This window comes from Asanoa ishikariensis, from assembly GCF_900107455.1.
GTDB lineage: Bacteria > Actinomycetota > Actinomycetes > Mycobacteriales > Micromonosporaceae > Asanoa > Asanoa ishikariensis.
This window is the reverse complement of record NZ_FNQB01000001.1, coordinates 928400-954357: the sequence shown is the minus strand read 5'-3', so window position 1 is coordinate 954357 and position 25958 is coordinate 928400. Positions and strand designations below refer to the sequence as shown.

Sequence of the window (25958 nt, the reverse complement as noted above, 5' to 3'; positions counted from 1 at the left end):
GGACGTCGTCGAGCGGCTCCGCGAAGGCCGCGCGCAGCCGGACACCCCACAGCCCTCGGGCCCTCAGGCGCTCTTGCGCAGCGGACCGCGGTTTCCGCGCACCAGGGAGGCGAGGTGCTCACGCATTTCGCGACCGATCTCCCGCTTGATCGTCGGCGCCGGCCGCTCTCCCGTGATGAATCCCTGGACGTGCCGGATTCCGAGACCGTAGATCCGGTGCAGGCTGATCGGCGAATCGTCCTCGACGCCTTCTATGACCACACTCCGGCGAGCCGGCGATTGCCCGATCTTGACGGGGTGTCGGGCGACCTTGGCCACCAACTCGAGTTCCTGGTAGGCCAACGGATGGCGCAACAGCGCCCGGTCGACCTTGATCTGGGTGAGCGGCAGCTCCGCCATGCGTGACACCGAGGAGTGCTCGACACCGAAGTCGTCGACAGCGAACCGGATGTCCAAACGGTCCGCGATCGCCACGAGCCGTTCGTGGAAGTAGCCCAGTTTGTCGTCGCCCCAGAATTCGTACGGGCGCGGCTCGATCGGGTCCTGCTCGGAGATCTCCAGCGTGACCGAGCTCGGTCGCAACCCGGCGGCCGCGATCGTCCGCTCGACCGCGTCGACGTAGGGGTTGCTCAGCAACGAGCGCACGGCGACGTTGATGGAGACGGGACGCGGCGCACCCGCGTTGTCGCCGTAGCACTGCCGATGGGCTTCGGCGTACGACTGGATCGCTTTTCGCAGGATCGCCTCGTCGCGTTCGATCACGAACTCGTCGCCCCAGACGTGTGCGAGGCGGATCAGGTCGCGCGGAGCCCGCGGGTCGGCCGCGTTCAGCCGGGCGAGCGCCTCGTAGCTGTGGATGTCGACGTACTGCTGCATGCCGTCGATGGCGACGATCGGCTGGAAGACCATGGAGAAGGACCCGACCACCTGGCGGTACAACTCGAAGCAGCGGCTGTAGAGCCGCGGAGGTAGTCGGCCGAAGCTCTCGCGCAGGGCGGTGAGCACCGCGATCTCGCCCTCTTCCACGGGTCCGCTGAGATCGTTGGCCCAGATCGCCTCCAGGATCTTGGCCAGCGGCTCGCCGATGTCGAGCAGGGCCTGGGCCGGGTTGACCACGACCAGGACGAGCGAGGTCTCCAGGCCATGGCGCAGCGGGACGCACAGCACCCGACCGACAGAGGTTCCCTCCAGGACGTGGCTGCGCAGCGGGAACGACGTGTACTGCGCGGTACCGCGCAGCAGGTAATGCAGGTCGTCCTCGTGGAAGCGCCGCGTCGCGGATATCGTCACGAACCCCGAATTCGTGTATTCGAGCACCGCCGCGGCGTCGGCCTCCATCGCGGCCCGCACCAGCTCCGTCTTTTCCTGCTTGCGCGCGGGATGTGGGCCTTCGCTGGTCGCTCCGAACGCCCCTGTGGTGGAAGAAGTCGGCGACCGGACAGGCGAGGTGTGGCGCGGAAAAACCCGAACCAGCAGTTCGACGATCGCCGCGGCCGACCTTTCCAGCGGGTTCGCCAGGTCGACGATCCGCACATTGGCCGGCAGCGGGTCCACTACGGCGCCCACGGCGCCGGACGTCCGGATGCCCGGGCGCGTCAAGACCGTCGTCGTCCCGCGCGACTGCACGAACAGGTCCGGCTCGGGATCGATGTCCCGCTCGACCACATAATCCGTCATGGCGCCGAAGGTCACGAGTCCTTCGCCGTCGGCCGCCTTGCCGTCGAGGGCGTCGAGCACGTGCTTGGTCAGCAGGCCGTGGCCGAGCGGTTCCGGCTCCCGGGAGCCGCCCTTCCTGGGCGAGGCCATCAGCACGCTGTGCTGTTTCGAATGCCGCCCGCCGACCCGCATCATCTCGATCTGCTCGGCACCGGCACCGACGTACGACCCGGCGTGCTGCCAGTCGAGAACAAGAAACGCGTGGCCTTTGAATCTGTCGAGGACCTCACCCCGCAGGAATGCCATTCGCAGGCCCTCGTCCGGATGCTCGTTCAACGCGGCCCGCCGCAGATCCGGCGTAACCAGATAATCGTCGGCGATTCCGTGCCAGTCCGCGGTCAAAGCGTGGCCGGCGAAGTAAATGAAAAGCGTGTCGGAACTCGTGGACTCTTCGGTGATGGCCCGCAACTGAGTCCGAAGACCGCGGGCGTCCGCCTCGGCTCCCGTGCGCAGAAACACGTCAGCCGCAGCGAATCCGCCCGTGACGGGATCGGTCAGAGCCTTGTGCACGGCGCGCGCGTCACCCTCGGCGTAACGCAGGCTCGGCAACGCCGCATCCAAGCCACAATCGTTCACGCCGACAATTACCGCCACGCGTCGACCGCCCACGGGCTCCGCCTCCACGGCCATTAGCGACACGGGGCTACGCGCCGCTGCTATTTGGTTGCTCTCCGCATTGGCCATGGTTCCCAATGGCCAAGAGGTCATGGTGCAGTAAGCGTTGACACGAAAACAACTCGGCACACGTCAATCGCAACGGCACTTGGCAATGTGCCAGGTGGCTAAAGAACGGGTCGACCGCCCGTTACGCCGTTTTTGATCGCTTCCGAGCGCCCGAACCGCCCTAATTGGACGCTTAGTCCGCTTAGCCCGACATCTGGTCCTGCGCAGATGCTGACAACAACCCTGGCCAGGTATTACCGGTCCTGGCGCGGCTATTCGGAGCCGCGGGGCATCCGGATGGGTTGGTGACAGGAAGCCGACTCCGACCAATCCGGCACCCGGTCGTGTATCGAAGTCCTCCCGCAGGCATCCCCTGACGGGAGGACAGAGATGACCAGAAAACCCCGCGCGATCCTCGCGGCGCTCGCCGTAACCGGCATCGCGCTGGCCGCGCTCGGGCCGCAGCCGACGGTGGCGTCCAGCCACCGCGAGGCGCCGCTGATCGCCAGCGACCCGGCCGCCGACAACACCGACCTGTACGCGTTCGTCAGCCCCGAACGGCCCGACTACGTGACGCTGATCGCCAACTGGATCCCCTTCGAGGAGCCCAACGGCGGGCCGAACTTCTATCCGTTCGCGACCGACGCGGCGTACAACATCAACATCGACAACGACGGCGACGCGCGCGCCGACGCGGTGTTCCGCTACACGTTCAAGAACATCGACAAGCGCGGCGGCTCGACGTTCCTCTACAACAACGGGCCGGTCGACTCGTTCGACGACCCGAACCTGCTGTTCAAGCAGACCTACAAGCTGGAGACGTCGTTCAACGGCGGGCCGTTCAAGACCCGCGTCAGCAACGCACCGGTCGCGCCGTCCCGGATCGGCAACGCGTCGATGCCGGACTACCAGAAGCTCCGCGACGAGGCGACGATCAAGCTCGACGGTGGTTGGAAGCTGTTCGCCGGCCAGGCCGACGACCCGTTCTTCCTCGACCTGCGGGTCTTCGACCTGCTGTACGGCGGTGACCTGAGCGAGACCGGTCAGGACACGCTCGCCGGCTACAACGTCAACACGATCGCGCTCCAGGTGCCGTTCAAGGACGTGGCACTGCGCGGCGACGCCAACCGCAACCCCGTGGTCGGCATCTGGACCACCACCGACCGCGCCAAGGTGCGGGTCACCGGCCAGAGCACCAACGGCATCCGCGGCGAGCGCGTGCAGGTCTCGCGGCTCGGCAACCCGCTGGTCAACGAGGTCGTCGTGCCGGCGAACCTGAAGGACGCGTTCAACTCGATCTCACCGGACAAGGACGCCGGCATCCCGGCCGTCGTCAAGCGGGTCACCGACCCCGAGCTGCCCAAGCTGATCGAGGGCATCTACGGCGTGCCCGCGCCGGCCACACCCCGCAACGACCTGGTCGAGATCTTCCTGACCGGCATCACCACCAAGGCCGGCGGTCCGATCAAGGCCGACCTCAACTCGCAGCTCAACAACAAGGACGTCAACGCCAAGCGGTTCCAGCCCTCCGAGATGCTCCGGCTCAACCTGGGCGTGCCGGTCGCCGACCAGCCCAACCGGCTCGGTGTGCTCGGTGGCGACCTACAGGGCTTCCCGAACGGCCGGCGGCTGACCGACGACGCGGTTGACATCTCGATCCAGGCGGTCGAGGGCGCGGCGCAGACCGGCCAGCTCGTCGACGCGCTCGCCGCGGGCGACAAGGTGGACGCCAACGACAACCAGTTCGGCGGCCAGTTCCCGTACGTGGCACTGCCGAACGTGGGTGCGGTCAACGGTGGCCAGAGCAGCGCGGCCGCCGACCCGAACGCGCCGGCGATCGTGCCGCCAAGTGACGACGACTCTCCGGCGCCGTCCCTCTCGCCGGCCGCCGCCGCGGCGTCCGACGACATGGGCACCGGCTCGGTCCTCACCGTCGCCGTGCTCGGCACGCTCCTGCTGGCCCTGGTCCTGGTGACCTGGTGGTTCCGCCGACAGCGACCGGTGGCGGCAACGACCTCGGCAGCCGGCCCGGCTCCGGACGACACCGTAAAGCTCTGACAGGTGCACGGGGCGCGTCCCAAACCTGGGGCGCGCCCCGCCTTCCCGGAAGGACCCCGCTCATGCGTACTCCCCTTCGGACGGTCGTGGTGGTGGCCGTCGCCACCGTCGCCCTGCTCGGTGCCGGTGCGGTGTTCGGCCTTCGCAAGCCGGCGCCGTCGCTGTCGTCCACGGCCGCCCCCGCTGTGGCACCCGACCGGCTGGCCGCGAACATCGGCCGGGCCCAGGAACGGCTGCGCACCCTGCCCCGCGACCACCAGACCTGGGCCGCACTCGGGCTCGCCTACGTCGAGCAGGCCCGGGTGACCGCCGACCCCAGCCTCTACCCCAAGGCCGAAGGGGCGCTGAAGCGCTCACTGGCGGTGAAACCGAAGGAGAACCCGGCTGCCCTCGTCGGACTCGGCGCGCTCGCCAACGCCCGGCACGAGTTCGCGGCCGCGCGGAAGTTCGCCACCGACGCCTTGAAGGCCAACCCCTTCGACGCCGACGCGTACGGGGTGCTGGCCGACGCGCACACCCAGCTCGGCGACCCCGCCGCCGCGACGACCGCGATCCAGCGGATGCTCGACCTGCGGCCCGGGCTCGCCGCGTACGCCCGCGCCTCCTACGACCTCGAACAGCGCGGCGAGGCCGCCGAGGCCGCCGACCTGATGCGGCGGGCGCTGGACGCCGCCGTCGACCCGGCCGACATCGCCTTCTGCCGCAACCAGTTGGGCGACCTCGCCTGGTCGACCGGTGACCTCTCGACCGCGTCGCGCGAGTACGCGGCAGGACTGTCGGCCAACCCCGGCTATCTGGCGCTGCTCCGGGGCCGGGCCAGGGTCGCCGCCGCGCAGGGCGATCTGGCCGCCGCGGTCACCGCTGCGGGCACGGTCGCCGCCCGCACGCCCACCCCGGACACCCTGCTGGAGTACGCCACGCTGCTGAAGCTGGCCGGCCGGACCACCGAGTCGCAGCGCCAGCTCACGCTCGCCGAGGCGGCGCACACGCTGTTCGTCGCGAACGGCGGGCAGGACGACCTGACCGGCGCGCAGCTCGCACTCGCCCGGGGGGACGCCGCCGCGGCCGTGCGGCTGGCCCAGGCCGAGTGGCGCCGGCGGCCGTTCGCCGACGTGGCCGACGCGCTGGGCTGGTCACTGCATACGGCCGGGCGCGACTCCGAGGCGCTGCCGCTGCTGCGGCGGGCGGTCGCCGGGTCGCCGCGCAACGCCGGCTACGCGTACCACCTCGGCATGACGCTCCTGTCCCTGGGCGACCAGCCGGGTGCGCTGTCCGCCCTACGGCAGGTGCGCGCCGTCAACCCCTACTTCTCGCCCGCCGACGGGCCGACGGCCAGTCGGGCACTGTCCGCATTGGAGGCACGGTCGTGAGGCGTTTCCTGGCATTCGTGGGCTTGGCGGTCGTCGGGTTCCTGGCGCTGCCGTCGGCGCCTGCCGCGGCGCACCCGCTGGGCAACTTCTCGGTCAACCGGTACGCCGGGCTGACGCTGCATCCGGACCGGGTCGACGCCGTCGTGGTGGCCGACGTGGCCGAGCTTCCGACGTTGCAGGACCCGGCCCCGTCGTGCACGGAAGCGGCGGACGCGCTGGTGGTGACCGTCTCCGGCCGGCGTCTCCCATGGACGGTCGGATCGTCGGACCTGACGCTGTCCGACGGGGCCGGCGGGCTTCAGACGAGTCGGCTGGACTGCCGGCTGACCGCGCCCGCCTCGTTCTCCTCCCGTGCGGCCATCACTGTCGACAACGGCTTCCGGGCCGACCGGATCGGGTGGCGGGAGCTGACCGCGACGGGGGCCGGCGTGCGGTTGGAGGGTTCCACCGTGCCGGCCGCCACGGTCAGTGCCGAGCTGCGGGGGTACCCGGACGATCTGCTGTCGTCGCCGCCGGACGTACGCACGGCTATGTTCTCCGCCGTGGCGGACGGTGCCGCGGTGGCCGCGGGCGCTACGGCGTCGCAATCGTCGGGTGCGGCACCGCTCGGGTTGTCCGGGCCGTTGGCCGGTGCCGAACGGTGGCTGGACTCGGTGGTCGGCGGTGCGCGGCTGACGCCGTTGGTCGGGCTGCTGGCCGTGCTGTTGGCGCTGTTGCTCGGTGCGGCCCACGCGGCCCTGCCGGGGCACGGCAAGACGGTGATGGCGGCGTACCTGGCCGGGCGGGCGGGCCGGCCCCGGGACGCGGTGGCCGTCGGTGCGACGGTGACGCTTACCCACACCGGGGGTGTGCTGGCGCTCGGGTTGTTGCTGACCACGTTCGCGGGGATCGCCGGCGAGTCGGTGTTGGCGTGGTTGGGCGTGGTCAGCGGCGGGATCGTGGCGGCGATCGGCGTGGGCGCCCTGGTGTCCGCGCTGCGCCGACGCAGCCGCAACCGCCACGCAGCCACGCATGACCACCCCCACGACCACTCGCACAGCCACGACCACGACCACGGCCACCACCACGGACCTGGCCACTCGCATTCGCACGGGCCTGGCAAGTGGGGCATCGCCGGCATCGGGGTCGCCGGCGGGTTGGTGCCCAGCCCGTCCGCACTGGTGGTGTTGCTGGGTGCGATCGCGCTGGGACGTACCGCATTCGGTGTCCTGCTGGTCTTCGCCTACGGCCTGGGCATGGCGGCCACCCTGACCGCGGCGGGCCTTCTGCTCATCCGGGTCCGAGACCGGTTCGCCGGCCGGTTGCGGCTGCTGGAGAGATGGCAGTTGGCAGCGCCCTCGGCCACCGCGGCCCTGATCGTCGTGGTCGGCCTCGGCCTGGCCGGCCGAGCGTTATCCACAATCGCCTGACCGGGGTGGCGACCATGACCACGGGAGCGGAATCATTCCCCCTGCGAAGAGCGCGACACCAGCAGCGGCGAGGAGTCTTCATGCGCGAGCAGAGCCACGGCGACCCGCCGCGCGACCACCTGACCGCGGTGCCCGAGCCGGTCGATGACCGGTCCGTGGCCGACCGGCTACTGGTCGCGGTCGGTCGGGGCGACGAGGGCGCCTTCCGGCAGCTCTACGAGCTCGTCGCGGCCCGCGTCTACGGCCTGGCCCGACAGGTGCTGCGCGACCCCGCCCAGGCCGAGGAGGTGGCACAGGAGGTGCTGGTCGAGGTCTGGCGCACGGCCGCCCGCTTCGAGCCGGTCCGCGGCTCGGCCACCGCCTGGGTGTTCACCATCGCCCACCGGCGGGCGGTCGACCGGGTGCGCTCCGAGCAGGCCGCCAGCGACCGCGTGCAAAAGGCCGGCTCTTGGTCGGCGCAGACGCCCTACGACGAGGTGTCCGGCGAGGTCGAGGAACGGCTGGAGCGGCAACAGGTCCGGCGCTGCCTCGACGACCTCACGTCGTTGCAGCGGGAGTCCATCACGCTGGCTTACTACGGCGGCCGCAGCTACCGCGAGGTGGCCACGCTGCTCGACGTCAGCCTGCCCACCATCAAGACCCGCATGCGCGACGGCCTGATCCGCCTGCGCGACTGCCTGGGCGTGGAGGTGCCGTCATGACGAATGGCGACGTGCACGCGCTGTCCGGTGCCTACGTGCTCGACGCGCTGACCGACATCGAGCGCGCCACCTTCCGCCGCCACCTGGCGGGCTGCGCGACCTGCGCGATCGAGGTGGCCGAGCTCCAGGAGACGGCGGCCCGGCTGGCCGACGGCGCTTGGTCGGTGCCACCGCCCGCGCTGCGCGACCGGGTCTTCGCCGAGGTCTCCCGCACCCGCCAGGACGCGCCGACCCCGGCCAGACCGGTGCGCCCGCAACGCAACCGCCGCCTGTTCACGGTGGCCGCGGCCGTCGTGCTGGCCGCGGTGGCGGCGACCGGCACCTTCGTGGTCCAGGAACGCCGACTCGACCAGCAACGCACCACAGCCCAGGCCGAGTCCGCCCGCGTCACCGATGTCCTGTCGGCGCCCGACGCGGTCCTCCGCTCGGCCGGGTCCACCAGCGGCGTGCGCCTCACGGTGGTCGCCTCGGCGGCCCGCGGCGAGGCCGTCCTGACGATGACGGCCGACCGGCCGGCCGGCACCGACCGCACCTACCAGCTATGGATGCTCGACGGCACCACCCCGACCAACGCCGGCGTCCTACCGGTGGGCACCACGACGGCGACCCGCCTGATCCAGGGCACGGCGTCGGCCGACGTGTTCGCGGCCACCATCGAGCCCGAGGGCGGTTCACCGACCCCGACCCTGCCGATCGTCGGGCAGGTGGCCCTGACCTAAACCGCCTTGGCTGCGCGGCATTCCGCCAGCGATCATCATGGGATGACCTCGATCGACCCGCCCGTGACCAGACGACAGCGGGCCGTGCTGGTCGACGTCGACGGCACGCTGGCCATCCGTGGCAAGCGCTCGCCCTACGACTGGAGCCGGGTCGGTGAGGACCAACCGAACCCGGCCGTGATCGAGCTTGTCCAGACGGTCTCGGCCGCCGGCCGGCATCGGATCGTCGTGATGTCCGGGCGAAAGGAACAGTGCCGCCAGCAGACCGAGATGTGGCTCGACGCGCAGGGCATCGAGTTCGACGACCTGTTCCTGCGGGCCGACCACGACGACCGCCCGGACCACAAGACCAAGGCCGACCTCTACCGCCGCTTCGTCGCGCCCCGCTACGAGGTCGCGTTCGTCATCGACGACCGCGACAGCGTGGTCCGCATGTGGCGCACGGTCTTCAAGCTGACCGTCTGCCAGGTCGCCGACGGGGACTTCTAGACAGGTGTGCGAAACGCACCGCGCGCGGGTGACACCAGGTGGGCGGAACGGACGAACCGGGGCTCAACGCTCGCTAAGCTGCGAGTCGTGGGTTCGGCCGTGGGCGGCAATCACCGACCCGGCGGGTACGCCGTTGTAGCAACGAGCGCACCGACGTCGAAGGGGACGCGAATGAGGATCGGGATCAGCACCTGCCACCGGCGCGGCGGCGACGGCGGGACCCGACGCTAGAACCGCAACCCGGCCGTCAACAGCGCGACCAGCAGCGCCGACACGGTCAGTGACGCCGCCAGCAAGGCCGACGGGTTGCTCGTCAGCGCCCACCGGTTGCCGCCGTCACCACCTGTCCCGTCGGTCAGCTCGGGGCGAGGGAGCACGAAGCGCAAGTGCGGTAACCGGGTCGGCACGAAGTCCCTCCACATTGATCAATGGCGATCGCAGGCTCACCACAGCATGCGTTCGCCGTCACGGCGGGGCAATAGGCACCCGCCGGCATTCACCCGGTCAGTACCCGGTCGATCGTTACGCGCCGGTCGGGCGAGCCCGTTCGGGCGCGGTCGCCCGTTCGGGGGTTGGTCGACTTTGCCCTGTTTTGGAAAGCTGAGACGACCAGCCGATCCACGGGGATGAACCGACAGTGCGCATGCCGACCGAGGTCAAGGGGCTCGTCCTACGGGTCCTGAACTACACCGTGGTCGTCGTCGGCCTGGCGTCCGGCATCGCGCAGCTCGCGGACTTCCCCGCCGGCGTCGCCCGGATCATCCTGCGGGCCGTGCTGATCTCGTGCGTGCTCTACCTCGCCGCGCGGCTCTGGCTCGTGTACTTCCGCGCCCACGTCAAGCGGCTCCGCACCGAGCTCGAGAAGGTCACCCAGCTACTCGACATGCACCAGGCCGGCCATCAACGCTACCGGGACGCCATCGAGCGGATCAGTGACCGCGAGACGCCACTGTTCCGCGAGACGCTCGAGGTCACCGTCACAGTCGGCACCGACGACGACAGCGACCTGATCGTCGAGAAACGGCAGACGACACCCAATCCCCGGGTCACCCACCTGACCATGCGGCCGATCATCCCCTCCGACGACGAGCGCGTGGTCCGGCTGGAGGAGATCGACTTCAAGGCCGAGCTTCGCGACGGCGCCGGCAGCATCACCCCGCTGCCGCTCCGCGAGCGGATCGGGCTGCTGCGCGTCTGGCTCGTCTTCGACCCGGCTCTGACCCACGAGACCCGGTGGGAGGTGGAGTACCACCCCAAGGGTCTGTGGCGGCCGCTGCGCGAACGCGGCTGGGACCGGCTCGGCTGGGACGACCGCCTCCCCACGGCCAACGGCGCTCCCTCGGCGCTGACCTCGTTCGTGGTCCGGTTCGTCTTCCCGCGCAGCGACCAGCCACCGAGTGTCAAAGAGCGACGAGGGTACGGCGAGCTCGACGAACCGGCCCGCGACGAGCGCACCGAGGAATGGGTCATCGTGTGGCGGGACGAGAAGCCCGCCGGGCGGCATTACGAGTGGGACCTCAACCAGACACACCCGATCCCGTAGGAGCCCAGGGCAGCGGGTCGCCGGCGTACTTGTGCGCCCGCACGTCGCCGGATCGGGCGTGGCCTTCGAAGAGCTCCACCCGCGCCGCGCGGCCGCACAGGCGGCCCAGTTCGACGCTGGCCTCCCGGCTGGTGACCTCCTGGTACGTGACCGTCTTGAGGTACTTGCCCACCCACAGACCGCCCGTGTAGCGGGCCGCGCCCCGGGTCGGCAGCGTGTGGTTCGTGCCGATCACCTTGTCCCCATAGGACACACAGGTGCCCTCACCGAGGAACAGCGCGCCGTAGTTCCGCATCGCGGTCAGCGCGTCGCGGGGTGACTCGGTCAAAACCTGCACGTGCTCCGAGGCGTACGAGTCGGCCAGCGCGAACGCCTCCGCCAGATCGGCGACCACGGCCACCTCGCCGTGGTCGCGCCAGGCCGGCGCGGCGAAGTCACGGGTGGGCATGCCGGGCAGGATCTCCTCGATCAGCTCCAGCACCCGACGGGCCAGCGGCTCGGAGTCGGTGATCAGGATGGCCGGCGAGTCCGGGCCGTGTTCGGCCTGGCTGAGCAGGTCGACCGCGACCACGAAGGGGTCGGCCGCGCCGTCCGCGATGACCAGGATCTCGGTCGGCCCGGCGAACAGGTCGATGCCGACCTCACCGAAGAGCTGGCGCTTGGCCTCGGCGACGTAGGCGTTGCCCGGGCCGGCCAGCAGGTCGACCTTGCCGATCGTCTCGGTGCCCAGCGCCATCGCCGCCACCGCCTGGGTGCCGCCGAGCAGGTAGATCTCGTCGGCGCCGGCCAGGTGCAGCGCCGCGACCGTCGCCGCCGGGATCTCGCCCCGGATCGGCGGCGTGCACGAGGTGACGCGCGAGACGCCCGCGACCTTCGCGGTCACCACGGTCATGTGCGCCGACGCCACCAGCGGGTAGCGGCCGCCGGGCACGTACGCGCCGGCCGCCGTGACGGGGATGTTCTTCTGACCGAGGAACACACCCGGCGAGACCTCGTCCTCGAAGTCGCGCAGCGAGTCCTTCTGCCGTTGCGCGAAGTCGCGTACCCGCGCCTGCACCGTCTTGATGTCCGCGATGGCCTGTGCGGGCACAGTCGCCACGATCCGCTCGATCTCCTCGGGAGACAGGCGAAACGACGAAGGCGACCAGTTGTCGAACTTCTCCGAGTACTCCCGGACCGCGGCGTCACCGCGCGACCGCACGTCGGCGATCACCGTCGCCACCGTCTCCCGCACCCCGCGCGACTGCGCGTCGTCGTGGGCCGCCGCCGGAGCCGACTTCAGATATCGCGCCGCCATGACCAGAAACCTCCAGAAAGTCAGATCGGGTACGTCGCCCGCAGGTCGATCGTGCTGTACGTGATGTGCCGGGTCAGCACGTCGTCGCCGCGCGCGGCCTCGGTGACCGGCAGCAGCGTGTGGGTCTCGTTGTTCATGCGGTAGAACGCCTCGGCGAAGTTGACCCCCGCCACCCGGCCGCTCTCGCCGTTGTTGGCCTCGATCAGCTTGCGGGCGAACAACCCCGAGTAGCCCTGGCTGTCGAAGCAGTCCATCGCCGCGACCTTCTTGCCGACCACGTCCGTGATGTCGATGTAGACGTCGTTGCGCAACCCGTACAGGCTCAGCCCGTCACCGGCCATCACCGGCAGCGAGGTGAAGAAGACCTGCTTGACGTGGAACTCTGACTTGCCGTCGAGGTTGCGCAGGAACATGCCCGCACGGCCGAGGGCGGCCAGCACGCTCACCGTCGCGACCGTGTGCATGTTGGCGGCCATCACCGGATTGACCGGGTAGTCACAGATGACCACGTCGGGGCGCTCGATCGCGAGCTGCTCGGCGATCTGGTCGACGACCGCTTCCTGGAGGGCGGCGTAGTGGTCGTCGAGGTCGAGCGTGATCACCCGGGAGATACCGACGATCTCCGCGGCGCGCTTCAGCTCGTCCTTCTTGTGTGCCGCGATCGCCTCCAGGTCGGCGGAGACGATCGCCTCGTCCGGGCTCTCTTTACGCCATTCCTCCGCGTACCGGTTGGCGTGCATCCGGCCGCCGTGAGTGAGGATCAGCGCAACCACTTCGTCACCCGCGGCCGCGTGCCGGGCCAGGGTGCCGCCGCAGTTCGTGATGGTGTCCGCCGGGTGGGCGTAGATGGTCATGACCTTCATGGTTGTCCAGCGAACGTGAAACGTCGTTCCATGTCAATCAGTAGCGGGCCGAGATTTCCCACCGCTCGACCGCCATGTCGCCGCGCACCGCGTACAGGTGGCTCCACATGTTGGTCGTGCCGCAGGCGTGGTTGGGCACCAGCCGCACCAGGTCACCGACGGCCAAGCCGCTACCGAGCAGGAACCCGTGCTCCTCGTTGGCCTCCGGGAAGGTGACGTCCGGCCGGTCGAGCACCAGGCCCACCCCGCCCGCGGCCGCGATCGCGTCGGAGCTCATCGCCTTGATGCCGGCGTCGATGATCGGCCGGCCGGCGCGCTGCACGGACGCCACGGTGGCGAGCACGGTCTGCGCGCACTGGTCGAGCGTGCAGCTACCGAGCCGGGTCTGGTTCGCGTCGTAGTAGACGTAGGTGCCGGGCCGGCCCTCGGTCACCCCGGGCACGAACGGCGTCGACGTGGCACCGGGCGTCGAGCCGACGGAGACGACCTCGATCGGAAATCCGGCGGTACGCAGCGCGTCGGCGACCGACACCAGCAGCGCACCCGCCGCCCCGCCGGCCTGTTCCAGAGCCGAGCGGTCGGCCAGCGCGGAAATGTGCCCCTCGTGGGTCAGCACGCCGCGCAGCCGCAGACCCGGCAGCGACGCGATCGCGGTAGCCGTCGCGACCGCCGACGAAGGCTCGACGCCCAGCCGGGCGTGCCCGGTGTTGACCTCGAGCACGAACGGCACGGTGACGGCCGCGGCAGCGGCCGCGCGCGACAGCGGCCGCGCCGCCTCGACCGAGTCCAGCGAGACGGTCAGCCCGCCGCCGTGCTGGGCGATCGCGTCGACGACGAAGGCCACCTTGCGCGGCCCGATCGGGACGTGTGCCCACAGCAGGTCGCCGACGCCGCGCGACTGGAGCCAGGCCACCTCCGCCGCGGTCGAGCAGGTGAAGCCGATCGCGCCGGCGGCGAGCTGGCGGCGGGCGACCTCCCAGCACTTGGAGGTCTTGATGTGCGGGCGCAGCGCGACACCGGCGGCCGCGAACGCTCCGGCCATGGCGGCGATGTTGCGCTCCAGCCGGTCGAGGTCGACCAGCAGCGCGGGGGTCGGCAGCGCGGCGAGCGGGATCATGCCAGCCCCAGCGCCGCGCGCGGGTCGCCGTCGAGCAGCCATTCGAGCGTCTCAGGCTTGATCGCCGGCAGGCCGGAAGGCCGCATCTCGGCCAGGGAACGCAGCCCGGCGACCGCTTCGGCCGGAGTCCACATCGGATAATCGGAGCCGAACAGCAGCTTCTGCGTGACGCCCCACTCCTGCGCGCGTACCAGCGCCATGAAGCCGTCCAAGGGCCGGGCCCACGACGCGGACACGTCGCCGAACACGTTGCGCGCCTTGCGCAGCACCACGATCGTCTCGCGCTGCCACGGGTGGCCCAGGTGGGCGATGATCTGCTTGAGGTCGGGATGCCGCCGGGCCACGTCGTCGACCAGCAGCGGGTTCGTCAGTTCCAGCCGCCCTTCGGGGCTCGGGGTGGTGCCCATGTGCCAGAGCACGATCAGCCCAGCCTCCGTGGCCGCCCGGAAGAACGGGTCGTGTGCCTCGTCGCGCGGGTCGAAGTGGGCCAGCACCGGGTAGAGCTTGACGCCGCGCAGGCCGCGGGCGATGCCGTCGGCGAGCTGGTCCATGACGTCGGCGTCGGAGAGGTCGAGCGCCATGAAGCCGATCGTGTTGGTCGAGGTGTCAGCACAGAACTGCTCGACGTACTCGTTCGGGGTGATCACGCCGGCCCGGGTGGCCCGCATGCCGAACACGAACGCCAGGTCGACGCCGGCCGCGGCCATCGCCTCGTCGTACTGCTCGGGGGTGCGGTTCGCGTACTCGTGGCCGTAGACGGGCTGCCAGTTGCGATGCCACTCGCAACCCCAGTGTTCGGCGAGATGACAGTGGGTGTGTACGTCGATCATGCTGACCCTTTCAAGACGCTCCCGGCCCGCTGGCCGGTGTGCTCTCCCCCGTCGACGGTGACCACGCCGTTGACGAGCACGAGGTCGATGCCGGCGGCGAACTGGTGCGGATCGGTGAAGGTGGCCCGGTCGATCAACCGCGCGGGGTCGAAGACCACGACATCGGCCGGCGCGCCCGGGCGCAGCCAACCTCGGTCGCGCAGCCCGACGCGGGCCGCCGGCGCCGAGGTGCAGCGCCGCACCGCATCGGGCAGATCGGCGGCGTACGAGCGCAGGTAGCGCGGAAACGTGCCGTAGCTGCGCGGGTGCGGCACGCCAGCCCCGGTCACGCCGCTCGGGTCGAGCGCGAGCCCGTCCGAGGCGACCACCGCGGCCGGGTGGCCGAGCACGGCACGCAGGTCGTCCTCGCTGCGCCCGCCGGCCGTCATCAGCACGCCGTTGCCGAGCTCGGCGAGCAGGTCGAGCACGACATCAGCGGGATCGGCCGAGGCCGCGAGGTCCGCGATCGTTCGCCCGACCACCGGGTCCGGCGCCGGCCGGCTGGTCCAGCTCAACATCAGCTCGTCCCAGCCGGTCGGCCGGTCCACCCAGGCGGCGCGGACCTCGGCACGCACGTCAGGGTCACGCAGTCGGGGGCCCCACACCGAGGGGCCACCCTCCTGGACGTGCGCGGGCAGCAACTGCGACAGGGGTGCGTTGCCGTGCAGGTAGGGGTAGATGTCGACGCCGACGTCACAGCCGTCCGCGTTGGCGGCGTCGACCAGGTCGAGTGCCCGCCGGACCGCGCCCCAGTTGCGGCGGCCGACCGCGGCCAGGTGCGAGATCTGGGTGCGGGCGCCGGTCGCCCGCGCGACCGCGACCGCCTGCGCCACCGAGTCGAGCAGGTCGTCGTCGTAGTTCCGGACGTGCCAGGTGAAGATCCGGTCCCGGTCGGCGACCAGCGACGCCAGGGCCAGCAGTTCGGCGTCGCGCACGTAGGGCAACGGCGCGTAGACCAGCCCGGTGGACAGCCCGACCGCACCCGCGTCGAAGGCGTCGCCGAGCAGCCCGCACATCCGGTCGATCTCGGAAGGCGAGGCCGGCCGGTCCGTGAAGCCGACCACCGAGGCGTGCAGCGCGAGATGCCCGACCAGCGTGGCGACGTTGATGCCCGGGCCGGCTGCGGCCAGCACGTCGAGATAGCCGCCGAGATCCGGCCAGGACCAGTCAACGTCAGGATCGAGGTCGAGGTAGCCGACCGCCTGCCGGATCGGGCCGATGTCCGCGCCGGACGCCAACGGCGCCACGCCGAGGCCACAGTTGCCGACGACCTCGGTGGTCACGCCCTGGTGCACCTTGCTCAGCGCGCGCGGATCAGAGAGCAGCGTCAGGTCGGAATGGGTGTGCACGTCGACGAAACCCGGGCAGATCACGCGGCCGGTGACGTCGCGAACCTCGCCCGCGGTGAGCCCGGAGCCGATCGCGGCGATCCGGCCTTCGCGCACCAGCACGTCGGCGGTGACGGCGGGGCCGCCCGAGCCGTCGACCACCAGGCCGCCGGTCAACAGCAGTTCGTCAGGCATGGGCAGCTCGAATGGAATGTGGTTCCATGTGCCAATGATCGAGAGGTTCCACCCCGAGGGGCTCCCCGCACCGACCGTGCCGCTGTCCCCCGCCGTCAAGGCGGGCGACTTCGTCTTCGTCTCCGGCCAGATCGCCACCGACCACGAGAACAAGGTCTTCATCGGCGACTTCGCCCGCGAGGTGGAGAGCACATTGGACAACGTGGAGGCGGTGCTGGCCTCGGCCGGCGCGCGTCCCGACCAGATCGTCAAGATCGGCGCGTTCCTGTCCAACGCGATCCTGTTCGCGCCGTTCAACGAGATCTACCGGCGCCGCTTCCCGGAGGCGCCGCCGGCCCGCACGACGGTGGTGGTCGCGTTCGGCCACCCCGACGTACGCGTGGAGATCGAGGCGATCGCCTACGTGGGCTGAGCGGCTCATGGGCGACCGGCGACCCGGAGGGAACGGTGCACGATGCGCAGCGCCGTGACGAAGTCCGGGTCGTCGGTCACCGCCTTGGCGGCCTCATCCAACGCGGCGACGTAGACCTGCTGCTTGGCCGTGCTGAACTCGCCCGACGGGCCGGAGACGCTGATCGCGGCCAGGCAGTCACCGTCGATCCGCACCGGCACCGCGACGCACCGCAAGCCGACACTGCGCTCGCTGTCGTCGAGCGCGAAGCCGCGCCGGGCCACCTTCTTCAGGTCTTTGCGCAGGTCGGCCAGCGTGGTCATGGTGCTATCGGTGAAGGCCGCGAACGGCTCGGCCGGCACGGCCGCGGCGACCTGGTCGTCCGGCAGCGCGGAGAGCAGCACCTTGCCCAGACCGGTGGCGTACGTGTGGTCGCGCGCGCCCAGCGAGCTAGTGAACCGCAGCGGCCGGTCCGGCTCGGCGACACAGATGTGCAACACCTGGTCACCGTCGAGCACGCCGAGGTTGGCGGTCTGCCCGGTCTGCTCGGCGACCGGCTGAAGGTAGCGCTCGGCGACCACCGTCAGGTCCAGGTTGGACACGTACGCGGCGGCCAGCCGTTGAACCTTGTGGCCGAGCCGGTACGACGGTCGGTCGTCTACCCGGACGAGATATTCCATTTCGGACAACACCGCGAGCAGGCGCACGAGCGTGCTCTTCGGCAGCGCGGTCGCGTCGCTGAACTCGGTGAGCGTCAGTGGATCGGGTGCCGCCGCCAGCATCTCCAGCAGCGCGAGGCCGCGGGCGAGGGCGTTGGCGTGGTAGTTGGCCGACGCCGGCTTGGCGTCGTCGACGGAGATGCGGGTTGCTCTCGGCATTGTGGACTCTCCTACGCGCCGCCGACGGTGGCTGGAACCTCGGGGAAATGACACGCGCTGGGGTGGCCCACGCCGATCCGGTCGATCAGCGGGGGCGCCTCCTGCGCGCACACATCCTGAGCCTTCCAGCACCGCGTGCGGAACCGACAACCGGTCGGTGGGTTACTCGGACTGGGTACGTCTCCGGCCAGCGTGATCCGGTCACGCTCGTCGCGGCCGACAGGGTCGGGCACGGGGATGGCGGACAACAGCGCCTGCGTGTACGGGTGGGTCGGCGCGGTGAAGATGTCGGCGCGGCTGCCGACCTCCACGATGGAGCCCAGGTACATCACCGCGACCCGGTGCGAGATGTGCCGCACGACCGACAGGTTGTGCGAGATGAACACGTAGGCCAGCCCGAGCCGGTCCTGCAGCCCGCGAAGCTGGTTGATCACCTGGGCCTGTACCGACACGTCCAGCGCGCTGACCGGCTCGTCGAGCACCAGCAGCCGCGGGTTGAGCGCGAGCGCCCGGGCCAGCCCGATCCGCTGCCGCTGCCCGCCGGAGAACTCGTGCGCGTAGCGCCGGGAGTGCTCGGGCCGCAGCCCGACCAGCTCCAGCAGCTCGCGCACGCGGTCGGCGCCCGCATCGGCGTAACGGCCCTGCACCCGCAGTGGCTCGGCGACGATCTCCTGCACGGTCATCCGGGGCGACAGCGACGCGTACGGGTCCTGGAACATGATCTGGATCGCCTGCCGCTTGGCCCGCAGCTCCCGCTGGGACAGCGTGGCCAGGTCGGCCCCCTCGAAGAGGATCTTCCCGGCGGTCGGCTCCAGCAGCCGGACCAGCAGCCGGCCGGTGGTCGACTTTCCGCAGCCGGACTCGCCGACCAGGCTCAGCGTCTCGCCGGTCTCCAGCTCGAGGTCGACACCGTCGACGGCCCGGATCTCACCGACCTGCCGCCGCAGCACGCCACGCCGGATCGGAAAGTGCTTGTGCAGCCCCTCGACCTTCAACAGGCTCGTCATGCCAACTCCTCACTGAAGTGGCAGGCGCTCGTCCGTCCGGCACCGATCGCCAGCAACGGCGGCCGGTCGGTCAGGCACTTGTCGCGGGCCAGCGGGCAACGGGGATGGAACGCGCAGCCGGCGGGCGGGTCGGCCATGTTCGGCGGGTTGCCGGGGATCGGGTCGAGCTGGTCGACGTCGACGTCCATCCGGGGCAGGCTGGCCAGCAGACCCTTCGTGTACGGATGCCGGGGCGTCGCAAAGAGCTCACCCACGCCGGCCGTCTCGACCACGCGGCCGGCGTACATGACGACGACCCGGTCCGCGAGCTCGGCGACGATGCCCAGGTCGTGGGTGATCAGGATGGTCGCCGCGCCGGTCTCCGCCTGTGCCTTCTTGAGCAGCGCCAACACCTGCGCCTGGATCGTCACGTCGAGCGCGGTGGTCGGCTCGTCGGCGATGATCAGATCCGGGTCGTTGGCGATCGCCATCGCGATCATCGCCCGCTGGCGCATGCCACCGGAGAACTCGTGCGGGTACTGCTTGACCCGCTCGGCCGGGTCCGGCACCCCGACCAGCCGGAGCAGCTCGACGGCCCGCTGCCAGGCGGCCTTCTTGTCCGACCGGGCCTGGTGCAGCACCACCGCCTCGGCGACCTGGGCACCGATGGTCATCACCGGGTTCAACGCGGTCATCGGATCCTGGAAGATCATCCCGACCGGCCCACCACGGACCTTCCGAAGCTCAGAGCCGGACAGCGTCCGCAGATCCGTGCCCCGGAAGGCGATCGCGTCGGCACTGACCTCGGCGGCCTTAGGCAACAGCCGCAGCACGGACATCGCGGTCACGGTCTTCCCGGACCCGGACTCACCAACAATCGCAACGATCTCCCCGGCCACGACCTCGAGGCTGACGTCGGTTACGGCGTGCACCACCCCGTCGTCGGTGTGGAAGTCGACACTCAGCCCGTCGATGCGCAGCAACGGCGCCTCGCCGACCCGCTGCGCTGCCGCGGGCGCCGCCCCGGGCACGGACGCTGCCGCAGCCCCTGGCGCGGACGCCGCCCCGGGCACGGACGCCGCCGCAGCCCCGGGAATCTGCTCGGCCGTCATGACGATGACCTCGGGTCGACGGCGTCGCGCAGGCCGTCGCCGATGAAGTTGACCGCCAGCACTGTCAGGGCCACCGCGATGCCGGGTGACAGCCACAGCCAGGGCTCCGAGCGGATCACCGTGAGGCTTTGCGCGTCCGTGAGCATGTTGCCCCAGCTCGCCGCCGGGGGTTGCACACCGAGACCGAGGAAGGACAGGGTGGCCTCCAGTGCGATGGCCTGCGCGACGGCCAACGTGGCGACCACGCTGACGGGCGGCAGGGCGGCCGGGATGATGTGTTTGCGCATCAGCCACAGTGGACCCGCGCCGGTCGCTCGGGAGGCCAGCACGAACTCCTGCTCGCGCAGGGAGAGCGTGACGCCGCGGACGATCCGGCCGCAGACCGGCCACTGGAACAGGCCGATCGCGATCACCATGGTGAGCACGCTGGGTCCGAGGATGCCGGCTACGACCACGATCACCACCAGCGACGGGAACGACATGAAGACGTCGGCCAGCCGCATCACCAGGCCGTCGACCCAGCCGCCGAGCAGGCCCGCGATGCTGCCGAGGACGGTGCCGATCACGACCGCGATCGCGGCGGACGCGATGCCGACGCCGAGGGAGATCCGGCCGGCGAACAGCAGCCGCGACAGCACGTCCCGGCCGGTCGAGTCGGTGCCGAGCAGGTGCCCACCCGATGGGCCGGACCGGGCGCTGAGCAGGTCGATCGCGTTAGGGTCATGCCCCGACAGCGGCCGCGCGAAGATCGCGGCGAGCACCACCAGCGCGATGAACACCACGCTGACCACGGCCGCCGGGTGCTTGCGGAAGCGGCGCAGGGCGGCTCCCGCGGGTGTTCGAACGGCCGGCGCGGACACCGTCATCGCAGCCTCACTCTCGGGTCGACGACCGTGTAGAGCACGTCGGCGAGCAGGTTGGACATCAGCACCAGGATCGCGATCAGGAGGGCGAAGCCGACGATCACGGAGTAGTCGTGCTGGTTGACCGAGCTGACCGCGAGCTGGCCCATGCCCGGCCAGGCGAAGACCTGCTCGATGACCACCGCGCCGGCGAGCAACTGCGGCAGGTTCGAGGCGATCACCGTGAGCACCGGGATCAGCGAGTTGCGGAACGCGTGCCGCAGCACGACCCGGCGCGGTGGGGCGCCCTTGGCGTTGGCGGTGCGCACGTAGTCCGCGCTCAGCTCGGTGATCATGCTGCTGCGCACGTACCGCATGAAGGGTCCGGAGTTGCCGAAGCCGAGGATCAGCGCTGGTAGGACCAGGTGGTGCAGGGTGTTCAGCAGGCTCGGGTTGGTCGGGTCGGAGATGCCCGACGAGGGGAACCACTGGAACTTGAGCGTGAACACGTAGATCACGATCAGCGCCACGAAGAACACCGGCACCGAGACCGAGCCGAGGCTGACCACGGTGGCGCCGTAGTCGAGCCAGGAGTTGCGGCGGCGGGCCGCGAGGATGCCCAGGGGGAACGCGATCAGCACGGAGACGAGCAGGCCGACGCCCATCAGCTCGACGGTCGGGCCGACCCGCTCGCCCAGCACCTCGGTCACCGGTCGCCCGTTGAGCAACGAGTAGCCGAGGTCGCCGTGCAGCGCGTTGGTCAACCAGTGCCAGTACTGCGTCAACAGCGAACCGTCGAGACCCAGCTCGGCCCGCTTCTGTGCGATGAACTCGGCACTGCCGGAGTTGAGCTGGTCGGCCGGGATCTGCATAGCGATCGGGTCGCCCGGTGTCTTGTGCACCAACGCGAAGATCGCGATGGTGATCAGGAAGAAGACCAGCACGTTGATCGACAGTCGCCGGACCAAGAATGCGCCCATACTCACTCCTTTCGGTGGTGCGGACCGCGGTCGGGCCGGGCGCCGTTGACCAGCCCGACCGCGGTGCTCGTGGTCAGCCCGTGATGCTCCAGCTCGCCGGGTCCCAGTAGAGGGCATCCTGCGAGCCCGACGCCTGGAAGCCCTGGACCTTCTTGTTGACGGCCCACAGACCGTACGGCGAGTACAGCCACATCAGGTCGGCCTGGTCGTTCTCCAACTTCGCCGCCTGGTCGTAGAGCGACTTGCGCTGGGCCTCGTCGGCCGTGGAGTTGGCCTGCGCCATCAGCTCGTCGAGCTGCGCGTTGCAGAAGTAGTTGATGTTGCCACCGGCCGGGTAGGCGTTGGCGCACGCGGTGATTCCGTTGATCGTGGACGAGTCCACCGCGTAGTTGCCGCCGCCGTAGAGCACCATGTCGTACGTCTTCTCGGCGTACGTCTTGGGGATCTCCGCGGCCTGGATGTTGACCAGCTTCACTTTGACGCCGATGGCGGCGAGCTGGCTCTGCACGATCGTCGAGGTGGCGTCGCGGTCACGCTGGCCGTGCACCCACTGGAGCTCGATCTCGCGGTTGTTGTCCCAGCCCGCCTCGGCCAGCAGCGCCTTGGCCTTGTTGACGTCCTGGGCGTACTCGTTGAGGCCCGCGGGCTCGTTGGCCTTGGCGAAGTTCGAGAGCCGGACCTCGGCCTTGCCCGCGAGTACGGTCTGCACGATCTGCTTGCGGTCGAGGGCGTACAGGAACGCCTGACGGACCTTGGCGTCCTTGAAGTACGGCTTCGCCTGGTTGACCGCGATCCGGACGAAACCGGCGCCCGGCTTCTCCTGCGTGGTGACGGTGCCGAAGCCGCTGACCGTCTCGATGTCGGTCGGCGAGTACGAGGCGATGTCGATGCCGCCGTTGCCGAGCTGCGCGGTGGCGTTGTCCGACGTCATCGGCTTGAGGTAGACGTCCTTGATCTTCGCCGGGCTGCGGTAGTTCGCGTTCGCCGTGACGTGCACGTACTGGTTCGTCTTGTACTCGACGAACGTGTACGGGCCCATGCCCACGGTCGGCTTGCGGAAGAACTCGTTCTTCGCGACGGCCTCGGGGCTGTCCTTGCCCAGGATGTGCTCGGGCAGGATCCACACGCTGCCGATCAGCGCCAGCAGGCCGAAGTTCGGCTTGGTCGCCTTGATGACGAAAGTGTTGTCGTCGGGCGCGGTGAAGCCCGAGATGCTGGTCGCCTTGCCGCCGACGAAGTCGGTGACGCCCGCGACGCCGCTGTAGTTGCCGGCCGTCGTGCTGGTGGTCTTCGGGTTCGCCATCAGGTTGTAGGTGAACAGCACGTCCTTGGACGTGAACGGCGTGCCGTCACTCCACTTGAGACCCTGACGGAGCTTGAAGGTGAACGTCGTCGCGTCGGTCGAGACCTCGTAGCTCTCGGCGAGCCGGGGCTGCAACTTGTAGCTGGGGTCGACGCCGAGCAGGCCTTCGTAGATGAACGACATGACCTGGCCGTCGGGACCACTGACCGGAGCCATGGGGTTGAACACCCCGGCCGGCTCCTGGTAGAGGTAGATGTTGAGAGCCTTGTTCGCGGCCGCGCCGCTGCCTTCGGGGGTGGTCGACGGCCCCGTGCATCCGGCGACCGCGAGAGTGGCGACGGTCAGACCTACGACCGCCGTCCGTATCCGGTTTCTGAACATGTTGGACCTCTCAGTGGGGGCGGTGCCTAAGCAACCGTGTTGCGGAGTTGGCCCAGCGGGCCGACGACGACGGTCATCACGTCACCGGCCTTCAGGAATTCACCCGTCGCGGCGCCCACGCCGGACGGCGTACCGGTGAGGATCACGTCACCGGGCTCGAGGGTCATCAGTCGTGACGCGTGCGCGACGAGCTCCGCCACGCTGAAAATCATGTCCTTTGTAGATCCGGTCTGTTTGGTGACCCCGTTGACGTCGAGGTGCACCGACAGCGCCTGCGGGTCCGGCACCTCGTCGGCGGTGACCAGCCAGGGCCCGAGCGGCGCGAAGCCGTCGAGCCACTTGCCGGCCAGCCAGTCGAAGAACCAGACCATCTTGTCGTCGGTGTCGCGCGGAAAGCCGTAGTCGACCGACCGGGCGGAGACGTCGTTGGAGGTCATGTAGCCGGCCACCGCGTCGAGCGCGTCCGCCTCGGCGATGTCGCGCACCCGGCGGCCGATCACGACCGCGAGCTCGGCCTCCCAGTCGACCTCAGAGCTGACCGCCGGCAGCGGGATCGTCGCGTCGGGGCCGACGATCGAGGTCGACGGCTTGAGAAACAGCCGAGGGCTCAGTCGCGTCTTGTCCAGCGGCTCGGCACCGGACTCCGTGACGTGGTCCTGGTAGTTCGCGGCCGCCGCCAACAGCTTGCCGGGACGCAGCAGCGGTGCGAGCAGCTCGACGTCCGCCACGGCGACCTCGAGCCGACCGGTCTCGCCGGTGCGGCCGTCGAGGTAGCCCTCCAGGTCACCGTCGCCGAACTCGACCACCCGGTCGTCGTCGGTCAGCCGGCCGTGGCGCACCTCGCCGGCGCGGCGGTAGGTGACGAGTCGCATCGTTGCTCACTCCCCTGTCTCGACCGGCTGGCCGGCCTCTATCGATCGCTGCGCGGCTTCGATCACGCGCTGCGCCTGCACCGCGTCGTGGGGGCCGATCGCCGCCCGGCCGGAGGCGACGCCCGCCGCCACCACGTCGAGCAGCGCGTCGACCGTTCCCGGTCCGGTCCACACCGGACCGTTGGTGTTCGTGGTGCGCACCTGGAGAGCCGGCTTACGGGCGTCGACCGCTAGCACGCCGTGCGAACCGCTGATCCGGTAGCGGTGCACCGCGAGCCCGCCGGGCGGTAGGTCGCGCAACGCCGGCACCCGGCCGCAGACGATCGTGCTCGTCACCCCGTGGTCGTGGTCGAGCAGCAGGGTGACCAGGTCCGGCGAGCCGGTCGCGTGCACCCGGCGCACCTCGAGGCCGAGCAGCGCACGCACCACGTCGACCGGGTAGAGACCGAAGTTGACGAGCTCGCCGGTGGGTGCGGGGTCGCCGCCGGCCACGACGAAGTCGCACTGCACGTTCCACGGCAGGCCGACGCGGCCCGCCCGGACCGCCGCGGTCGCCGACCGCAGGGCGGCGCCGAACCGCTGGTGGTGCGCCGGAACGACGACCACGCGGTGCTCGGCCGCGAGCCGTTCGATCTCCAGCGCTTCGGCCAGGGTGGCGGCCAGCGGCTTGTCGGCGAGCACGTGCTTGCCGGCGCGGATCGCGTCGGCGACAGCCTTACCGCGTTCCGCCAACGGCAGCGCGATGCTGAGCACCTCGGCCTCGTCGACGCTACCGACGACCTGAAAACCCGGGTGCCGCTCGAACGCCGGCCTGTACATGGAGTTCTGGTGGTCCTGGGTGCCGATGCCCCCGTTGCCGACCAGCGCGACGGTGATCGTCATGCCGTCACCGCCACGGGCTTGCCGGTCACGATGGACTCCTCGACCGCGACGCCGAGCACGACGGCCCGCACGGCGTCCGCGACCGGCATCAACGGTGGTGCGCCGCCGATCGCGTCGAGCCAGGCGCCGAGCTGCGCCGCGAAGCCGTTGCCACCGGCGGCCGGCAGCGTCGCCGTGCCGGCCTCACCGAACACGAGCGAGGACTCGCCGTCCCAACCCTGCTCGACGATCCCCTCGCTGCCGGCGACCAGCAGCTCGCGCTGCGCCAGCGAACCCGGGCGGTGTGCGCGGCTCATCTCGCAGACCGCGGTCGCGCCGTCGGCGTAGGTCACCACCATCTCCAGGTAGTCGTAGATGCGCAGTTCCGCCGCGGTCTGCTTGCGGCCGCGGGCGAAGATCTCGGTCGGTTCCTGGCCGAGCCACCAGGTGGCCAAATCCAGCAGGTGTACGCCGTTGTGCAGCGCGTGCCCGCCGGAGCGGTCCGGGTCGCCGACCCAGGCACTCCAGTCCGGCCAGATCCAGCCGCCGAGGATGGCCAGCCGGACCAGCCGCGGGCGGCCGATGCTGCCCGACTCGATGGTCTGCTTGACCGCTCGGCCGTAGTCGTAGAAGCGATGGGTGTGTGCCGCGACCAGCACCGTGTCGGCCGCGTCGAACGCCCGGGCCAGTCGCCGCGCGTCGGCGACCGTGGTGGCCAACGGCTTCTCCACCAGCAGGTGCTTGCCGGCGGCAGCGACCGCGAGCCCGATCGGCGCGTGCGTGTCGTTGGGAGTGCAGAGGATGACGGCGTCGACGCCGGGCCATTGCAGCGCGGTGTCGAGGTCGGGAGCGTGCCGGATGCCGCCTTGCTTGCGGGCGAACGCCGCGGCGCGGCCCGGGTCGGCATCCACGATCCCGATCAGGGTGGCCCGCGGGTCGGCGTCGATCGCGCCGCTGTGCGCGTCGGCGATGAAACCGGCGCCCACCAGCACGATTCCGATCCGATCCATCGACG

At 70.4% G+C, this 25958-nt stretch carries 24 protein-coding genes; 8 read left to right on the top strand and 16 right to left on the bottom strand.

Annotation, left to right across the window (positions count from 1 at the left end; all coding sequences use genetic code 11):
• Window positions 1-63: 63 nt before the first annotated feature.
• A complete protein-coding gene (locus BLV39_RS04435) occupies window positions 64-2400 on the bottom strand; it encodes an EAL domain-containing protein (RefSeq protein WP_239083711.1) in 2337 nt (778 codons plus the stop codon).
• A gap of 369 nt (window positions 2401-2769) precedes the next feature.
• Between BLV39_RS04435 and BLV39_RS04430 the strand changes: the two genes are divergently transcribed.
• The 6 genes from BLV39_RS04430 to BLV39_RS04405 all read left to right on the top strand — a co-directional run bounded on the left by BLV39_RS04430 (window position 2770) and on the right by BLV39_RS04405 (window position 9125).
• Entirely contained in the window at window positions 2770-4437 is a 1668-nt protein-coding gene (locus BLV39_RS04430; RefSeq protein ID WP_090787551.1) for a DUF4331 domain-containing protein, read from the top strand.
• Between the two features lie 62 nt (window positions 4438-4499).
• A complete protein-coding gene (locus tag BLV39_RS04425) occupies window positions 4500-5807 on the top strand; it encodes a tetratricopeptide repeat protein (protein ID WP_090787548.1) in 1308 nt (435 codons plus the stop codon).
• Window positions 5804-7216: an urease accessory protein UreH domain-containing protein gene (locus BLV39_RS04420; RefSeq protein ID WP_176984765.1), complete on the top strand. Its 1413-nt coding sequence runs from the start codon at window positions 5804-5806 to the stop codon at window positions 7214-7216. Before BLV39_RS04425 ends, BLV39_RS04420 begins: the two co-directional genes overlap by 4 nt.
• A gap of 80 nt (window positions 7217-7296) precedes the next feature.
• Window positions 7297-7917 carry an ECF RNA polymerase sigma factor SigK gene (gene sigK / locus BLV39_RS04415; RefSeq protein WP_090787545.1) on the top strand — a complete coding sequence of 207 codons (621 nt, stop codon included), beginning with the start codon at window positions 7297-7299 and terminating at the stop codon, window positions 7915-7917.
• Window positions 7914-8636: an anti-sigma factor gene (locus BLV39_RS04410; RefSeq protein WP_090787543.1), complete on the top strand. Its 723-nt coding sequence runs from the start codon at window positions 7914-7916 to the stop codon at window positions 8634-8636. Before sigK ends, BLV39_RS04410 begins: the two co-directional genes overlap by 4 nt.
• Before the next feature lie 42 nt (window positions 8637-8678).
• Window positions 8679-9125 (top strand): phosphatase domain-containing protein, encoded by a 447-nt coding sequence (locus BLV39_RS04405; RefSeq protein WP_090787541.1) that lies wholly within the window; start codon window positions 8679-8681, stop codon window positions 9123-9125.
• Window positions 9126-9352: 227 nt separating this feature from the next.
• Here BLV39_RS04405 and BLV39_RS42150 read toward each other — a convergent pair whose 3' ends face one another.
• Window positions 9353-9532: a hypothetical protein gene (locus BLV39_RS42150; RefSeq protein ID WP_143049641.1), complete on the bottom strand. Its 180-nt coding sequence runs from the start codon at window positions 9530-9532 to the stop codon at window positions 9353-9355.
• 236 nt (window positions 9533-9768) lie between these two features.
• Here BLV39_RS42150 and BLV39_RS04400 point away from each other — a divergent pair, with 236 nt between their 5' ends.
• Complete coding sequence (locus BLV39_RS04400; protein WP_090787538.1) at window positions 9769-10668, top strand: hypothetical protein; 900 nt, start codon at window positions 9769-9771, stop codon at window positions 10666-10668.
• On the opposite strand, the gene hisD is transcribed toward BLV39_RS04400, so the two are convergent.
• The 5 genes from hisD to BLV39_RS04375 are packed head-to-tail and all read right to left on the bottom strand — an operon-like array spanning window position 10643 to window position 16337.
• Window positions 10643-11965, bottom strand: coding sequence for a histidinol dehydrogenase (gene hisD, locus BLV39_RS04395; protein WP_090787535.1), 1323 nt, complete (start codon window positions 11963-11965; stop codon window positions 10643-10645). The genes BLV39_RS04400 and hisD overlap by 26 nt on opposite strands.
• A 20-nt stretch (window positions 11966-11985) precedes the next feature.
• Window positions 11986-12819: a PIG-L deacetylase family protein gene (locus BLV39_RS04390; protein WP_176984764.1), complete on the bottom strand. Its 834-nt coding sequence runs from the start codon at window positions 12817-12819 to the stop codon at window positions 11986-11988.
• A 46-nt stretch (window positions 12820-12865) separates the two neighbouring features.
• Complete coding sequence (locus tag BLV39_RS04385) at window positions 12866-13945, bottom strand: alanine racemase (RefSeq protein ID WP_176984763.1); 1080 nt, start codon at window positions 13943-13945, stop codon at window positions 12866-12868.
• On the bottom strand, window positions 13942-14775 hold the full coding sequence (locus BLV39_RS04380) for an amidohydrolase family protein (protein ID WP_090787527.1): 834 nt from the start codon (window positions 14773-14775) through the stop codon (window positions 13942-13944). Before BLV39_RS04380 ends, BLV39_RS04385 begins: the two co-directional genes overlap by 4 nt.
• Window positions 14772-16337, bottom strand: a complete 1566-nt coding sequence (locus tag BLV39_RS04375) for an N-acyl-D-amino-acid deacylase family protein (protein WP_090787524.1) — start codon at window positions 16335-16337, stop codon at window positions 14772-14774. The genes BLV39_RS04380 and BLV39_RS04375 overlap by 4 nt, the downstream gene beginning before the upstream one ends.
• A 34-nt stretch (window positions 16338-16371) precedes the next feature.
• Here BLV39_RS04375 and BLV39_RS04370 point away from each other — a divergent pair, with 34 nt between their 5' ends.
• Entirely contained in the window at window positions 16372-16749 is a 378-nt protein-coding gene (locus tag BLV39_RS04370; protein WP_090787521.1) for a RidA family protein, read from the top strand.
• A 5-nt stretch (window positions 16750-16754) separates the two neighbouring features.
• Here BLV39_RS04370 and BLV39_RS04365 read toward each other — a convergent pair whose 3' ends face one another.
• The 9 genes from BLV39_RS04365 to BLV39_RS04325 all read right to left on the bottom strand — a co-directional run bounded on the left by BLV39_RS04365 (window position 16755) and on the right by BLV39_RS04325 (window position 25953).
• Window positions 16755-17606 (bottom strand): IclR family transcriptional regulator, encoded by an 852-nt coding sequence (locus BLV39_RS04365; protein WP_090787519.1) that lies wholly within the window; start codon window positions 17604-17606, stop codon window positions 16755-16757.
• A gap of 11 nt (window positions 17607-17617) precedes the next feature.
• Window positions 17618-18613 (bottom strand): ABC transporter ATP-binding protein, encoded by a 996-nt coding sequence (locus tag BLV39_RS04360; protein WP_090787516.1) that lies wholly within the window; start codon window positions 18611-18613, stop codon window positions 17618-17620.
• Window positions 18610-19704, bottom strand: coding sequence for an ABC transporter ATP-binding protein (locus BLV39_RS04355; protein WP_090787514.1), 1095 nt, complete (start codon window positions 19702-19704; stop codon window positions 18610-18612). Before BLV39_RS04355 ends, BLV39_RS04360 begins: the two co-directional genes overlap by 4 nt.
• Window positions 19701-20570 carry an ABC transporter permease gene (locus BLV39_RS04350; RefSeq protein WP_090787511.1) on the bottom strand — a complete coding sequence of 290 codons (870 nt, stop codon included), beginning with the start codon at window positions 20568-20570 and terminating at the stop codon, window positions 19701-19703. The genes BLV39_RS04355 and BLV39_RS04350 overlap by 4 nt, the downstream gene beginning before the upstream one ends.
• On the bottom strand, window positions 20567-21526 hold the full coding sequence (locus tag BLV39_RS04345; protein ID WP_176984762.1) for an ABC transporter permease: 960 nt from the start codon (window positions 21524-21526) through the stop codon (window positions 20567-20569). The genes BLV39_RS04350 and BLV39_RS04345 overlap by 4 nt, the downstream gene beginning before the upstream one ends.
• Window positions 21527-21599: 73 nt before the next feature.
• Window positions 21600-23210 carry an ABC transporter substrate-binding protein gene (locus BLV39_RS04340; protein ID WP_090787505.1) on the bottom strand — a complete coding sequence of 537 codons (1611 nt, stop codon included), beginning with the start codon at window positions 23208-23210 and terminating at the stop codon, window positions 21600-21602.
• A gap of 26 nt (window positions 23211-23236) precedes the next feature.
• Window positions 23237-24082, bottom strand: coding sequence for a fumarylacetoacetate hydrolase family protein (locus BLV39_RS04335; protein ID WP_090787502.1), 846 nt, complete (start codon window positions 24080-24082; stop codon window positions 23237-23239).
• A gap of 6 nt (window positions 24083-24088) precedes the next feature.
• Window positions 24089-24964: a Gfo/Idh/MocA family protein gene (locus tag BLV39_RS04330; RefSeq protein ID WP_090787500.1), complete on the bottom strand. Its 876-nt coding sequence runs from the start codon at window positions 24962-24964 to the stop codon at window positions 24089-24091.
• Window positions 24961-25953 (bottom strand): Gfo/Idh/MocA family protein, encoded by a 993-nt coding sequence (locus tag BLV39_RS04325; protein ID WP_176984761.1) that lies wholly within the window; start codon window positions 25951-25953, stop codon window positions 24961-24963. Before BLV39_RS04325 ends, BLV39_RS04330 begins: the two co-directional genes overlap by 4 nt.
• Window positions 25954-25958: the final 5 nt, after the last annotated feature.

Coding starts and splice junctions, on each gene's coding strand:
- BLV39_RS04435 (WP_239083711.1), bottom strand. CDS start 2,400: ATGGCCAATGCGGAGAGCAACCAAATAGCAGCGGCGCGTAGCCCCGTG.
- BLV39_RS04430 (WP_090787551.1), top strand. CDS start 2,770: ATGACCAGAAAACCCCGCGCGATCCTCGCGGCGCTCGCCGTAACCGGC.
- BLV39_RS04425 (WP_090787548.1), top strand. CDS start 4,500: ATGCGTACTCCCCTTCGGACGGTCGTGGTGGTGGCCGTCGCCACCGTC.
- sigK (WP_090787545.1), top strand. CDS start 7,297: ATGCGCGAGCAGAGCCACGGCGACCCGCCGCGCGACCACCTGACCGCG.
- BLV39_RS04410 (WP_090787543.1), top strand. CDS start 7,914: ATGACGAATGGCGACGTGCACGCGCTGTCCGGTGCCTACGTGCTCGAC.
- BLV39_RS04405 (WP_090787541.1), top strand. CDS start 8,679: ATGACCTCGATCGACCCGCCCGTGACCAGACGACAGCGGGCCGTGCTG.
- BLV39_RS04400 (WP_090787538.1), top strand. CDS start 9,769: ATGCCGACCGAGGTCAAGGGGCTCGTCCTACGGGTCCTGAACTACACC.
- hisD (WP_090787535.1), bottom strand. CDS start 11,965: ATGGCGGCGCGATATCTGAAGTCGGCTCCGGCGGCGGCCCACGACGAC.
- BLV39_RS04390 (WP_176984764.1), bottom strand. CDS start 12,819: ATGACCATCTACGCCCACCCGGCGGACACCATCACGAACTGCGGCGGC.
- BLV39_RS04385 (WP_176984763.1), bottom strand. CDS start 13,945: ATGATCCCGCTCGCCGCGCTGCCGACCCCCGCGCTGCTGGTCGACCTC.
- BLV39_RS04380 (WP_090787527.1), bottom strand. CDS start 14,775: ATGATCGACGTACACACCCACTGTCATCTCGCCGAACACTGGGGTTGC.
- BLV39_RS04375 (WP_090787524.1), bottom strand. CDS start 16,337: ATGCCTGACGAACTGCTGTTGACCGGCGGCCTGGTGGTCGACGGCTCG.
- BLV39_RS04370 (WP_090787521.1), top strand. CDS start 16,372: ATGATCGAGAGGTTCCACCCCGAGGGGCTCCCCGCACCGACCGTGCCG.
- BLV39_RS04365 (WP_090787519.1), bottom strand. CDS start 17,606: ATGCCGAGAGCAACCCGCATCTCCGTCGACGACGCCAAGCCGGCGTCG.
- BLV39_RS04360 (WP_090787516.1), bottom strand. CDS start 18,613: ATGACGAGCCTGTTGAAGGTCGAGGGGCTGCACAAGCACTTTCCGATC.
- BLV39_RS04355 (WP_090787514.1), bottom strand. CDS start 19,704: ATGACGGCCGAGCAGATTCCCGGGGCTGCGGCGGCGTCCGTGCCCGGG.
- BLV39_RS04350 (WP_090787511.1), bottom strand. CDS start 20,570: ATGACGGTGTCCGCGCCGGCCGTTCGAACACCCGCGGGAGCCGCCCTG.
- BLV39_RS04345 (WP_176984762.1), bottom strand. CDS start 21,526: ATGGGCGCATTCTTGGTCCGGCGACTGTCGATCAACGTGCTGGTCTTC.
- BLV39_RS04340 (WP_090787505.1), bottom strand. CDS start 23,210: ATGTTCAGAAACCGGATACGGACGGCGGTCGTAGGTCTGACCGTCGCC.
- BLV39_RS04335 (WP_090787502.1), bottom strand. CDS start 24,082: ATGCGACTCGTCACCTACCGCCGCGCCGGCGAGGTGCGCCACGGCCGG.
- BLV39_RS04330 (WP_090787500.1), bottom strand. CDS start 24,964: ATGACGATCACCGTCGCGCTGGTCGGCAACGGGGGCATCGGCACCCAG.
- BLV39_RS04325 (WP_176984761.1), bottom strand. CDS start 25,953: ATGGATCGGATCGGAATCGTGCTGGTGGGCGCCGGTTTCATCGCCGAC.